Source organism: Micromonospora sp. 4G55, assembly GCF_016803375.1.
Genome location: NZ_JAEVHN010000144.1, coordinates 1 through 11,836 on the forward strand (window position 1 = coordinate 1; position 11,836 = coordinate 11,836).

Annotated in this window: 11 protein-coding genes and 3 pseudogenes; 7 read left to right on the forward strand and 7 right to left on the reverse strand. The window is 73.8% G+C overall.

Features of this window, described 5'->3' with window-relative positions:
* Window positions 1–71: 71 nt before the first annotated feature.
* Window positions 72–468 (reverse strand): annotated as a pseudogene (locus tag JNW89_RS14485) (hypothetical protein).
* A gap of 121 nt (window positions 469–589) precedes the next feature.
* Between JNW89_RS14485 and JNW89_RS14490 the strand changes: the two are divergent.
* From JNW89_RS14490 to JNW89_RS14500, 3 genes and pseudogenes are all read left to right on the forward strand, one after another.
* Window positions 590–3,140, forward strand: a pseudogene (locus JNW89_RS14490) (ATP-dependent Clp protease ATP-binding subunit).
* 14 nt (window positions 3,141–3,154) lie between these two features.
* Entirely contained in the window at window positions 3,155–3,319 is a 165-nt protein-coding gene (locus JNW89_RS14495) for a hypothetical protein (protein ID WP_238448104.1), read from the forward strand.
* Complete coding sequence (locus JNW89_RS14500) at window positions 3,319–3,669, forward strand: DUF3140 domain-containing protein (RefSeq protein WP_238448105.1); 351 nt, start codon at window positions 3,319–3,321, stop codon at window positions 3,667–3,669. The genes JNW89_RS14495 and JNW89_RS14500 overlap by 1 nt, the downstream gene beginning before the upstream one ends.
* A gap of 19 nt (window positions 3,670–3,688) precedes the next feature.
* On the opposite strand, the gene JNW89_RS14505 is transcribed toward JNW89_RS14500, so the two are convergent.
* The 3 genes from JNW89_RS14505 to JNW89_RS14515 all read right to left on the reverse strand — a co-directional run bounded on the left by JNW89_RS14505 (window position 3,689) and on the right by JNW89_RS14515 (window position 5,547).
* Window positions 3,689–3,928, reverse strand: a complete 240-nt coding sequence (locus tag JNW89_RS14505; RefSeq protein ID WP_238448106.1) for a hypothetical protein — start codon at window positions 3,926–3,928, stop codon at window positions 3,689–3,691.
* Between the two features lie 19 nt (window positions 3,929–3,947).
* The gene (locus JNW89_RS14510; protein WP_238448107.1) at window positions 3,948–4,928 is read right to left on the reverse strand and encodes a LysR family transcriptional regulator; all 981 of its coding nucleotides are present in this window, start codon (window positions 4,926–4,928) and stop codon (window positions 3,948–3,950) included.
* A 67-nt stretch (window positions 4,929–4,995) separates the two neighbouring features.
* A complete protein-coding gene (locus tag JNW89_RS14515) occupies window positions 4,996–5,547 on the reverse strand; it encodes a hemerythrin domain-containing protein (protein WP_238449340.1) in 552 nt (183 codons plus the stop codon).
* Between the two features lie 255 nt (window positions 5,548–5,802).
* On the opposite strand from JNW89_RS14515, the pseudogene JNW89_RS14520 reads away from it, so the two are divergent.
* Window positions 5,803–7,130: pseudogene (locus JNW89_RS14520) on the forward strand (M20/M25/M40 family metallo-hydrolase).
* A gap of 49 nt (window positions 7,131–7,179) precedes the next feature.
* Window positions 7,180–7,839, forward strand: coding sequence for a hypothetical protein (locus JNW89_RS14525; RefSeq protein ID WP_238449341.1), 660 nt, complete (start codon window positions 7,180–7,182; stop codon window positions 7,837–7,839).
* Between the two features lie 95 nt (window positions 7,840–7,934).
* On the opposite strand, the gene JNW89_RS14530 is transcribed toward JNW89_RS14525, so the two are convergent.
* The gene (locus tag JNW89_RS14530) at window positions 7,935–8,126 is read right to left on the reverse strand and encodes a DUF5703 family protein (RefSeq protein ID WP_039906151.1); all 192 of its coding nucleotides are present in this window, start codon (window positions 8,124–8,126) and stop codon (window positions 7,935–7,937) included.
* Between the two features lie 180 nt (window positions 8,127–8,306).
* Between JNW89_RS14530 and JNW89_RS14535 the strand changes: the two genes are divergently transcribed.
* Together JNW89_RS14535 and JNW89_RS14540 are read left to right on the forward strand one after the other, a co-directional pair.
* A complete protein-coding gene (locus JNW89_RS14535) occupies window positions 8,307–8,777 on the forward strand; it encodes an N-acetyltransferase (protein WP_238449342.1) in 471 nt (156 codons plus the stop codon).
* 342 nt (window positions 8,778–9,119) lie between these two features.
* On the forward strand, window positions 9,120–9,863 hold the full coding sequence (locus JNW89_RS14540) for a hypothetical protein (RefSeq protein WP_238449343.1): 744 nt from the start codon (window positions 9,120–9,122) through the stop codon (window positions 9,861–9,863).
* Window positions 9,864–9,875: 12 nt separating this feature from the next.
* On the opposite strand, the gene JNW89_RS14545 is transcribed toward JNW89_RS14540, so the two are convergent.
* Both JNW89_RS14545 and JNW89_RS14550 read right to left on the reverse strand, forming a co-directional pair.
* A complete protein-coding gene (locus JNW89_RS14545) occupies window positions 9,876–11,117 on the reverse strand; it encodes a transposase (RefSeq protein WP_238449344.1) in 1,242 nt (413 codons plus the stop codon).
* Window positions 11,118–11,335: 218 nt separating this feature from the next.
* Window positions 11,336–11,836 (reverse strand): SseB family protein (locus JNW89_RS14550; protein ID WP_238449345.1); only part of this gene is annotated, 501 nt, incomplete at its 5' end.

An 11,836-nucleotide genomic window follows, 5' to 3' on the forward strand; every position in this document is an offset into this window, starting at 1 on the left:
TCCGCCGGTCCCGTTGACGGGACCGGCGCGCCCGTGGCCGCGGGCGCCGCCGCGGACCGGAAACCGGCCGGTCAGGGGGTCGGGTGGGTGTGCTCGCGCAGCCAGCGCGGGCCGTGCAGCTCCGCGCCGAGGGCCGCCACCCGGTCGCGCAGCTCCCGGTCGGAGGTGACCACCAACCGACGCCGGTCCGGTGCGTCGCGCACCAGTTCCACGATGGCGTCGTCACCGGAACCGGGCGCCGGCACCGTGTGCACCCCGGCCACCCCGGGCACCTCCCGCGCCGCGCCCTCCACCACCAGCACCACCTCCACCGGCGGCGGCAGCTCCGGCGGCAGGCCCCGGTCGGCCAGCGGCGCCAGGGCGTCGCGCAACCGGGCCGCCGCCCCCGGCCCGGTCCCGCCACCAGCCGTCCGGGCGGGAACCGACCACGTTGGCACCGTCGACGATCAGCAGCGGGCGGTTGTCCATGCCCCCAGCCTGCCATCCCCTGGCGTTTGTCGCGCCGGTCGCCGGGTAGCCACCGGCGACGTGCCGCGCCCGCGGTGTCGCCCTCGGCGACCGTGCCGCGCCCCGACTGCGGAGGACAGAGATGATGGGACCCGGTGACTACGGCTCCGACCCCTGGGACGAGTTCCTGGCCCGGTACTTCGGCCGGGGTGAGGGCGGACGCCGACCGGCCCACCGGGTCGACATCACCCGGCTGATGACCGCCGACGCCCGGGAGATGCTGGCCGACGCGGCCCGGCGGGCCGCCCAGAAACACAGCAACGACCTGGACACCGACCACCTGCTCTGGGCGGCGCTGCAACGCGAGCCGCTGCGCGACCTGGTACGCCGGGCCGCGCCGACCCGGACGCCCTGGTCAACGCCCTCGGCGGGCGTGGCGACGGCGCGCCCGGGGGCGAGGTGCCGGCGAACCTGTCGCTCACCCCCGCCGCCAAGCGGGCGCTGCTCGACGCCCACCAGCTGTCCCGGGCGATGGGGGCGAACTACATCGGCCCCGAGCACATTTTGATGGCGCTGCCGCTCAACCCGGAGTCGCCCGCCGGCCGGATGCTGGCCGCCGGCCGGATCCAGCCCGAGTCGTTGCAGGCGGCCAGCGCGGAACGCGGACCGATGGGCGGGCCGAAGCCCGACCGGGGCACCCCGACCCTCGACCAGTACGGGCAGGACCTCACCGAGCTGGCCCGGATGGACCAGATCGACCCGGTGATCGGGCGGGCCGACGAGATCGAGCAGGCCGTGGAGATCCTGTCCCGGCGGACCAAGAACAACCCGGTGCTGATCGGTGAGGCCGGCGTCGGCAAGACCGCGATCGTGGAGGGGCTGGCCGAGCGGATCTGCGACGGCGACGTGCCGCAGACCCTGCTCGGCAAGCGGGTGGTGCAGCTCGACCTCGCCGGCCTGGTCGCCGGCACCCGCTACCGCGGCGACTTCGAGGAACGGCTGAAGAAGGTCATCGAGGAGATCCGGGCGCACCGGGACGAGCTGATCATCTTCCTGGACGAGATCCACACCCTGGTCGGCGCGGGCGGCGCCGGCAGCGAGGGCGGCATGGACGCGTCCAACATGCTCAAGCCGGCGCTGGCCCGCGGCGAGCTGCGGGTGATCGGCGCGACCACGCTGGACGAGTACCGCAAGAGCATCGAGAAGGACGCCGCGCTGGCCCGCCGCTTCCAGCCGGTCCTGGTGCCGGAGCCCAGCGTCGAGGACACCGTCGCCATCCTGCGCGGCCTGCGCGACCGGTACGAGGCGCACCACCAGGTCCGCTTCACCGACGAGGCGCTGGTCGCGGCCGCCGAACTCTCCGACCGGTACGTCACCGACCGCTTCCTGCCGGACAAGGCGATCGACCTGATCGACCAGGCCGGCGCGCGGGTGCGGCTGCGCACCCGCACCCCCGACGCCGACGTGCGTGAGCTGGAGCAGCAGCTCGACGAGGTGCGCCGGGACAAGGAACAGGCGGTCGCCGACGAGCAGTACGAGCGGGCCTCCGCGCTGCGCGACCGGCTCGCCGAGATCGAGGCGCAGATCCGCCGCGCCCAGGGCGACGAGGGCACCAACGGCGTTCCCTCGGTCGGCCCGCAGGAGATCGCCGAGGTGGTCTCCCGCGCCACCGGCATCCCGGTCAGCCAGCTCACCGAGGAGGAGCGGGACCGACTGCTGCGGCTGGAGGGGCAGCTGCACGAGAAGGTCGTCGGCCAGGACGACGCGGTCACCGCGGTGGCCGAGGCGGTACGCCGCTCGCGTACCGGGCTGGCGACCCGAACCGGCCGATGGGCAGCTTCCTCTTCCTCGGCCCCACCGGCGTCGGCAAGACCGAGCTGGCCCGGGCGCTGGCGGAGGCGCTCTTCGGCGAGGCCGACCGGATGGTGCGGGTCGACATGAGCGAGTTCCAGGAGCGGCACACCGTCGCCCGGCTGGTCGGGGCGCCCCCCGGCTACGTCGGGTACGAGGAGGCCGGCCAGCTCACCGAGGCGGTGCGCCGCCGCCCGTACGCGGTGGTGCTGCTCGACGAGATCGAGAAGGCGCACCCGGACGTCTTCAACATCCTGCTCCAGGTGCTCGACGACGGCCGGCTCACCGACAGCCAGGGCCGGACGGTGAACTTCAAGAACACCGTCCTGATCATGACGAGCAACCTGGGCTCGGAGCTGATCACCGGCACCACGCGCGCGGTAGGCTTCGAGGCCGGTGGGCCCGGCGGCACCCAGGAGAGCGACGAGCTGCGCGAGCGGCTGCAGCGCCGCCTCCAGGAGAACTTCCGCCCGGAGTTCCTCAACCGGATCGACGAGACGATCATCTTCCGCCGGCTGGAGGCCCAGCAGCTGCGGCAGATCACCGAGCTGCTGCTGGAGGAGACCCGCCGCCGGCTGCACGCCCAGGACGTCCAGATCGAGTTCACCACCGCCGGCGTCGACTGGCTCGCCGAGCACGGCTACCAGCCGGAGTTCGGTGCCCGGCCGCTGCGCCGGGTGATCCAGCGGGAGGTCGACAACCGGCTGTCCCGGATGCTGTTGGAGAACCAGATCTCGCCGGGGCAGAAGCTCACCGTCGACGCGCGCGACGGTCAGCTCGCCTTCGACGTGGCCGCGGGAGAGCGGGGCTACACCGCGGCCTCGACGTCCCACCCGCGATGACCCGGAGGGCGGAGATGACCGAACCCGAGGAGAGCGACGAGGAGACCGACCGCACCGAACCGATCCTCGCGCCGCCGACGGCGAACCCGGCCCGGGTGCAGGTGCCGCCGGAGGGCCTGAAGCAGCAGACCGACGACGGGAACCCGGCGCCGTCCGGGCCACCGGAAGAGGAGGCGTGATGGTACGCGAGCAGCGACTCGACCCCGAGGTCGAGGTGATCTGGGACGACTTCCACGCCGAGGTGAACGTCCCCTCCGAACAGTTGCGGCAGTGGTTGTTGACCCGGGGCTCGGGGGAGGAGTCGTTCGGCCCGAACCCCAACATGGACCTGCCCGAGCCGGGCCGGCAGATCCTGCGGGTGCTCAGCAAGCGCAAGGTGGACCTGACCCCGGAGGACATCGAGGTGATGCGGGAGGCGATCGACCGGATCCGGGCGCTGACCGCGGAGAAGCCGCGCGGCGGCAACGCGAACGACGAGTGGCGGCACTCCCTGCTCGACCTGGGCCACGACGTCCTCGTCGAACGCTGACCGGCACGGGCGGCTCGCGCTACGGCTCGGTGCCGAGGCTGGGCAGCTCCAGGCCGGCGGCGGTGGCGAGGGCCTGCCGCTCGGCCCGGGTCTGCTCCTCCCGGGTGAGCAGGTTGGCGTACTCGGTGATGTCGGCCGGATCGGGCACCTCCGGCAGCCGACGCAGGAACGCCTCGAGGTCCCGGACGGCGGCGGAGTGCGCGGCGGCCGCATCACGCAGCAGTTCCCGCTCGTCGGCGTCGGAGTAGCGATCGGTCATGGGGTCCAGGTACCCGCCGTCAGGCGATTCGCACCCCGCCGGCCGGTCGGGCCCCGAACTCCGGGTGGCGCAGCAGCCAGGCCAGGTAGTCGGGGTGCGGCGCCAGCGAGTCGGTGTACGCCGCCACCGCCGTCTCCAGCACCGCCTCGGCGACCCGGGCGGCGGGCGACTCGGGGTGCCAGCCGAGCAGCAGCCGCCAGCGCAGCGGTACGCCGGCCAGCCGGCGGGTGACCAGACCGTCGACCGGGCGGAAGGTCGCCTGGCACAGCGCCACCGCCTCGCCGGCGTCGACCAGGTCCACGCAGCCGCGCACGTCGGTCTCGTACACCTTGCGGGGGGTGAAGCCGGCCCGGGCGCAGGCGGCGGCGAAGCAGTCGCCGAAGCAGCCCTCGCCCGGCGCGGCCACCCACTGTTCGCGGCGCAGCTCGGCCAGGCCGATCTCCTCCCGGTCGGCCATCGGGTGGCTGGTCGGCAGCAGCACCAGCACCGGGTCGACCGCCACCTCCCGCCAGCAGAGCCCGAACTCCGGGGACGGCGTCGCGTCGCCGCAGACCCCGGTGAGCGCGAAGTCGAGCCGCCCACCGGCCACCAGTCCGGCCAGCTCCGCGGCCGACCACGAGGCGTACGTGGTGATCTGCGCCTGCGGCTGCTCGGCGACCAGCCGGTGCACCAGCCGGCCGAGGATCGGGCTGTTCACCCCGCCGAAGCGGTACCGGCCCAGGGTGTCGTCCGCCCCGGCCAGCCGGGCCGCCTCGTCCTGGAGCCCCTTCATCGCCGGCAGCAGCACCCGGGCCCGGGCCAGCACCAGCTCGCCCAGCGCGGTGGGCCGGGCGCCGCGCCGGTCGCGTTCGAACAGCGGGCCGCCCAGAGTGCGCTCGATGCGCTGGAGCTGCGCGGTCAGGGCCGGCTGGGCCAGGCCCAGGGTGGACGCGGCCTTGGTCACGCTCCCCGTCTCGGCGATCGCGCAGACGACCCGCAGGTGTCGCAGCTCCAGATTCATAACGTGACGGTAGGACCACCGCACGGGCCGGCGGAAGGCCCTGGGCGGATCGGCGTCGGACGATGGATCAGTCGCGCGCGTCCCGCTTCAGGTCGGCTAGGTACGTCCGCCGCCCGGTGACCGCGTCGCGCACCTTGTCCACCACGCCCAGCGCCGGCTCGACCACCCGGTTCCACGGCGGGGTGGCCGGCGTACCGGGGTGCGGGCGGGTGGGGGCCGCCTCCTCGGCGATCTCCCACCGGTTGCCCAGCCGGATCAGCTCCGCGTCGGTGGCCACCTCGCGCAGCGGGGTGATCAGCGCCGACACCGCCTCGACGTGCCGGCGGACCCGCGCGGCGACGTCCGCCAGCGCCGGGTCGTCCGGCCCGCCGAGCGCCTTGAGCGCGGCCAGCAGCGCCGCGTCGGCCTCCAGTTCCCGGTCGACCCGCTCGGCGCTTTCGGGCAGCGCCGCCCGCGCGGCGGGCAGCAGGTACTGCTCCTCGGCGGAGAGGTGCCGCGAGATCGCCGCGGTCAGCACCTCGGCCACCTCCAGGCGCCGCTCGGGGCTCAGCCGCGGGTCGGTCACCTGGTCGGCCAGGCCGAGCAGTTGCCGGTGCTCGGTGTCGGCGATGTCGGCCATGCTGCGCCCGCCGGGCCGGTAGGCGTCGGTCGGCGGTGGGGGGCAGGGGCGGCAGCGGGACGGTCATGGGCCCTCCTCGACGGGCGGCCGGAGCCTGGGGACGGCCGGCGCGACGGGCGGTGCGGGGTCGCCGACGCGATACCCGTACCGCAAGATCGTGAAACGGGGACGGCGCGGGAGTGCCGCGCGGACTCCGACGCGCGCGAGCGCCGGCCGGGCCGCCGCGACAGCTCGTGCGACTGGTAGAAAGAGCCGATGACGAGCGACCCCGCCTCCGCCCGACCCGACCCCACCGACGAGGTCGTGGAACTCTGCCGCGACCTGCTGCGCATCGACACCACCAACACCGGTGACAACGCCACCAGCGCGGGGGAGCGGCTGGCCGCCGAGTACGTCGCGGAGAAGCTGGCCGAAGTCGGCGTCGAGTCGCAGATCCACGAGTCGGCGCCCGGGCGGGCCAACCTGGTCGCCCGGATCCCCGGCACCGACCCGGGCCGGGACGCCCTGCTGGTGCACGGCCACCTGGACGTGGTGCCCGCGGACGCCGACGAGTGGTCGGTGCACCCGTTCTCCGGGGAGATCCGCGACGGCTACCTGTGGGGCCGGGGCGCGATCGACATGAAGGACTTCGACGCGATGGTGCTGGCCGTGGTGCGGCACTGGCAGCGCACCGGCGTGCGGCCGCCGCGCGACATCGTGCTGGCCTACACCGCCGACGAGGAGGCCGGCAGCGACTACGGCGCGCACTTCCTGGTGCAGCGGCACCGGGAGCTCTTCGACGGCTGCACCGAGGCGATCGGCGAGGTCGGCGGCTTCTCCTACGCCATCGACGACGCGTCTCGGCTCTACCTGATCGAGACGGCGGAGAAGGGGCTGGACTGGCTGCGGCTGCACGCCAAGGGCCGGCCCGGGCACGGGTCGTTCATCCACGACGACAACGCGGTCACCGCGCTCGCCGAGGCGGTCGCCCGGGTCGGGCGGCACCGCTTCCCGGTCACCGTCACCCCGACCGTACGGGCCTTCCTGGAAGAGGTCTCCGACGTGCTCGGCGTCGAGTTGGACCCGGACGACCCGGAGGCGGCGATCGCCAAGCTCGGCCCGATCGCCAACATCATCGGGGCGACCATCCGCAGCACCGCCAACCCGACCCGGCTCGCCGCCGGCTACAAGGACAACGTCATCCCCGGCCGGCCACCGCCACCATCGACTGCCGCAGCCTGCCGGGGCAGTCGGAGATGCTGGAGCGACAGCTCCGCGAGCTGGTCGGTCCGGACATCGACATCGAGTACATCCAGCGCCAGCCGGCCCTGGAGACCACCTTCGACGGTGACCTGGTCGAGGCGATGTCGGCGGCGCTGCGCGCGGAGGATCCGGGCGCCCGCCCGGTGCCGTACATGCTCTCCGGCGGTACCGACGCCAAGGCGTTCTCCCAGCTCGGCATCCGCTGCTTCGGGTTCGCGCCGCTGCGGCTGCCGGCCGATCTCAACTTCTCCGCCCTGTTCCATGGCATCGACGAGCGGGTACCGGTGGACGGACTACAGTTCGGCGTGCGGGTCCTCGACCGGTTCCTGCGCACCTGCTGACCGGGTCCGTCGCCGGACCGCATCCTCCCCATCGCGAAGGGACTCCCTCATGACCGACCAGCACGGTGAGCTGGACGCTGCTCTGGAGCGCGTGATCGACGCCGCCCGGGCCCACCTGACGGCCGTGCGCGCCGCCCAGGGCCGGATCGACGACGACGGCGTCTGGCAGGCGTACGTGGCGTTGAACAACGCCTCCTACGCCTACGACGAGCAGCTGCTCGACGCGTTCGGCGAGGTCACCCCGTGGGACGTCGAGTCGATCGACCCCGACGAGGCCGACGAGCGGTTCGGCGGCGCCGAGGGTGTCGAGGCCAGCGACCCGCACCCGGCGGTGATCTCGGTGCGGCAGCGCCGCGACTACCGGGTGCCGAGCGTGTCCGCGCTGATCCGGGTCGCCGAGGCGGCCCGCCGCGAGGGCACCCCGGAGGAGGACGAGCCGGCGCCCGTCGAGGGGGTCGGCGAGGCGGTGCTGGAGCTGCTGCAGAGCGGGGACGGCTCGCTGAGCGCGCTGGACGTGCCGGAGCTGGAGCCGCTCGACGGCGTGGTGATGGTCAGCGAGGTGGGCACCCCGGTCGACCTGGAGTCCTTCGACGACGACGACCCGGTGGGCCCGTTCCAGCCGGCCGCCGACGACCGTCTCGTCGGGCGGCTCGACGAGCACCCGTTCCTCGACGAGGACGACCACGACCACGCCGGGCACCAGCACTAGGCCCTGGGCCGCGACGCCCCCGGGGCCCGACCGTGCGGTCCGGCCCCGGGCGCGCGTGGGCGCCGACCCGGGTACGCCGGGCGGCGTGCCCGCCGTCAGTAGGACAGACCCGGCTGCGGCTGGTTGACCCGGCGACGGCGCAGCATGACCTGCCGCGTGCCGTCCCGGAACAGCCGCACCCGGGCCAACTCCCAACCGGAGAACTCCGCCTGGATCGCCAGCTGCGCCGCGGCGGTCAACCGGTCGACGTTCGGCGGCAGCCGCAGCGGCGCGTATTCGTAGTCCATGGACCTATGCTGCCCAGCCCGCGGGCCGTTCGCCACCCCCTCCCGCGTGACCCGCGCCGCTGAGCGCCCGCCCCGGCCCGGCCACCGTCCCGGGCAGCACCGCTCGCCCGGTTTCCACCGGAATGCGTGCCGCGTCCCTCGGGATTCCCGCCCGCGCCGCGCGCCCCTATCGTGGCGTTCGTGGCGACCATCCGGCTGGAACCGATGACCGAGGCGCGGTACGCCCGCTATCGCGAGCGGGCGGAGGTCGACTACGCCGACAGCATCGCCGCCAGCGGTCTGCTGCCCCCGTCCGAGGCGCGGGACAAGGCGCGCCGGGACCACGCCCGGCTGCTCCCCGACGGCCTGCGTACCGAGGGTCAAAGGCTGTGCATCGCCTACGCCGGTGACGACGAGGTCGGCGTGCTCTGGCTGCACTTGGAGCGACGCTCGGACGGACTGCACGCCTCCGTCTACGACGTCGAGGTCCGCGCGGACCGGCGCCGGCGCGGCTACGGCCGGGCGATGATGCGGGCGGCGGAGCAGCTCTGCCGGGAGCTCGGCGTGGTGTCGATCGGGTTGAACGTGTTCGGCCAGAACTCCGGCGCCCGCGCCCTGTACGAGCAGTTGGGCTACGAGGTCACCTCGGTGCAGATGGCCAAGCGGTTGTGACAGATACCGGCCCTCGGCCCCCGGCCCGCCGGGCGGCAGCCGCTGAGCCGCCCCGGCCGCTGCGGTCAGGCCGGCACGCAGTCCGTCGCGCCGTGCCGCCAGCCGTGGTCGTAGCGGCCGGCCACCCTGGTCACGAAGTCGTCGACCGCCCGCTCGTCCAGCGTGTCGAGCCGGCGGTCATGCACGCCGGTTTGATCGATTTATGGGTGCGCGACTGTTGGTAAATGATGATCGGCGAGAATGACGCAGCGCGGGGGTGTTTGCGGCGGTCCGGGCGAACGGTGCGGCCGGCCCGTACCGCTGGGGTCTCCGCCCTGCCGCGTCCCGCCGTACCATGCGCCGGTGCCGCTCACCATGATCGTGACCCGACCCCGCCCTTGCCGCGCCGTGCCGCTCTTCCCGCGAGTCGTCGCCGCGCTGGTCGCCCCGTTGCTGCTGGCCGGCTGCGGCCTGCTCGTCCGGCCCCGCCCCGCCGCCGCGCTGCGGTTCGAGTTCGCCCCGACCACCGGGGACGGGTACATGAACCAGGTGCTCACGATCGTCAACGAGGGCGACCGGGTGCTCGCGCCGACGCTGGAGTTCACCGCGCTGGACGCCGCCGGGCGCACGCTGCCCAGCGTGCGGGTCGCCTCGGTCTACGGCAGCGACCGGGGGCGGCTGGTCGTCCCGCCGGGTGCCAGCATCGACGTGCTGACCTTCACCGGTGCCGGAGCCCGGGCGGCCGAGGACGTGGCCGTCTCGGTGCGCACCGCGGAGCCGGTGGACGCCCCGGCCGTCAACGTCCAGCCGGTGGTGACCCCGGTGGACGACGGCGGGCGAGTGCTCGACCGCAACAGCCGGTTCACGGCCGTGTCGGTACGCAACGACGACAGCGAGCAGATGAGCGTCCGGCTCGTGTACATCATCTGGACCGACCCGCCCGCCGACCAGCGGCAGCAGGCCGAGCGGGTGGTGCCGGTCGGCGACCTGATCGTCCTACCGCCCAAGCACACCACCCTGGTGCCGGTGACCGGGGAGGCGCGGGCCGCCGTGGCGGATGCGGCGGGCCGCGTCCCGACCAGCATCAAGGCGTACCTGTCCCGTTGACGTTCTCCCGCCCTAAGGAGGGGTTCCCTCCGCGTTGCGCATGGAACAGCGCGCAGCGCGGGGATGGATTCCTGCTTCCCGGCGCGGTGCCGGCACGGGTGCCGGTCTTACCTGCGCTCCACAGGCGTTTAGGCTCTCGGCGCGTCCCGCCGCGAGCACGTTGATGGCCGCGTTGACGTCCCGGTCGTGGACCGCCCCGCATGGGCAGGTCCACGATCGGACGTTCAGCGGCTTGGGACCGTCGAGCCGGCCGCACGCCGAGCACGTCTGCGACGTGGGCGCGAACCGGTCGATCTTTGCGAAGGTGCGCCCGTACCGGGCGGCCTTGTACTCCAGCATCGCGGTGAAGCCGGCCCAGCCGGCGTCGTGCACCGACTTCGCCAGTCGGGTCCGGGCAAGGCCGGTAACACACAGGTCCTCGACGTACACCGCTTGGTTGTCGCGGATGATCTGGGTCGAGAGCTTGTGCTGCCAGTCTCGCCGGGTGTCAGCCACCCGGACGTGCGCCCTCGCCACTGTGACGACGGCCTTGGTGCGGTTGTTGCTGCCCCGCTGCTTACGGGACAGCGCCTGCTGCAACCGGCGCAGCTTGCGGGCGGCTCGGCGCAGGAATCGCGGCGCCCCGACCTTCGTGCCGTCGGACAGGACCGCGAAGTGGGCCAACCCCAGGTCGATGCCCACCGCGGCGTCGGCCGGCGGCAGCGGCTTGTCGGCGGTCTGGACGACGAACGAGGCGAAGTACCGGCCCGCTGCGTCCTTGACGATCGTCACCGAGCTCGGTGCGGCGGGCAGTGCCCGCGACCACCGCACCGCCAGATCACCGATCTTCGGCAGCCGCAGCCGACCGTTGTCCAGCACCCTGAATCGGGCGTTGGCGGTGAGCCGGACGGCCTGCCGGTTGTCCTTGCGCGACCGGAACCGCGGCGGGGCCACCTTGCTGCCCTTCCGTTTGCCGGACAGGGATGCGAAGAAGTTGCGGTACGCGAGGTTCAGATCGGCGAGGGCCTGCTGAAGCACCACCGCCGACACCTCAGCCAGCCACGCCCGCTGCGGCGTCGTCTTCGCCTCGGTAATCACCTGCTTGGACAGGTCCCCGTCGCAGATGTAGGGCAGGCCCTGCTCCCGGGCTGCCTGTCGTGCGCGCAGGGCGTCATTGAACACCACCCGCGCGCACCCGAACGCTCGCGCCAGCGATTGCTGCTGGGCGAGCGTCGGGTAGACGCGGTAGTTGTACCGGAGCTGCACATCGGACACTCTGGCATTGGGCTATGACGGAAACCGCAAGCGTAGGCACCCTAAGGCGTGTTTCAGCACGGGCCATGACCGGGCTCGGCCGGCCACGGCGGGAGCACCGCCGGTCGGGGTGGCGACGGTGGGGTCACCCCGGTCGGGCGCCGACGACGCGACCAACGCGAGCGCCCGGCAGGCGACCGCGCCGATCTGGCGGATCCGAGGTGCGGCAGGGACGCCGGTCAGCGGCCGGTGCTGCCGGGTTCCTCGACGGTGGCCGGAGCGAGGGGCACCTGCGGATCGGTCAGGTCGTTGGCGGCGATCAGCGCGGCCAGCGCCGGGGCGGTCAGCGTCAGGCCGTGGGCGGCGCCCGGGTCGACGGCGAGGCCCCAGCCCGGGTCCGGCCAGTCCGCCAGCAGATCGGCGGCGGACAGCGCGACGAACGGCACCCCGACCCCGGCGAACGCGGTCAGCGCGTCCGCCGAGGTGAAGACCGGCAGCAGCGGTGCGCGGTCCGCCCCGAGGACGACCGTCCACGGAAAGTCCCGGTCGGCGACGGTTCGCCCGCCAGCGGTACGCAGACCGGGCCGCCGCGAGCACCCCCAGGTAGCGGGGCAGGTCGTGCGCGGCCGCCGCCCGGGCGACCAGTCCGCCAGCAGATCGGCGGCGGACAGCGCGACGAACGGCACCCCGACCCCGGCGAACGCGGTCAGCGCGTCCGCCGAGGTGAAGACCGGCAGCAG

Coding starts and splice junctions, on each gene's coding strand:
- JNW89_RS14495 (WP_238448104.1), top strand. CDS start 3,155: ATGACCGAACCCGAGGAGAGCGACGAGGAGACCGACCGCACCGAACCG.
- JNW89_RS14500 (WP_238448105.1), top strand. CDS start 3,319: ATGGTACGCGAGCAGCGACTCGACCCCGAGGTCGAGGTGATCTGGGAC.
- JNW89_RS14505 (WP_238448106.1), bottom strand. CDS start 3,928: ATGACCGATCGCTACTCCGACGCCGACGAGCGGGAACTGCTGCGTGAT.
- JNW89_RS14510 (WP_238448107.1), bottom strand. CDS start 4,928: ATGAATCTGGAGCTGCGACACCTGCGGGTCGTCTGCGCGATCGCCGAG.
- JNW89_RS14515 (WP_238449340.1), bottom strand. CDS start 5,547: ATGGCCGACATCGCCGACACCGAGCACCGGCAACTGCTCGGCCTGGCC.
- JNW89_RS14525 (WP_238449341.1), top strand. CDS start 7,180: ATGACCGACCAGCACGGTGAGCTGGACGCTGCTCTGGAGCGCGTGATC.
- JNW89_RS14530 (WP_039906151.1), bottom strand. CDS start 8,126: ATGGACTACGAATACGCGCCGCTGCGGCTGCCGCCGAACGTCGACCGG.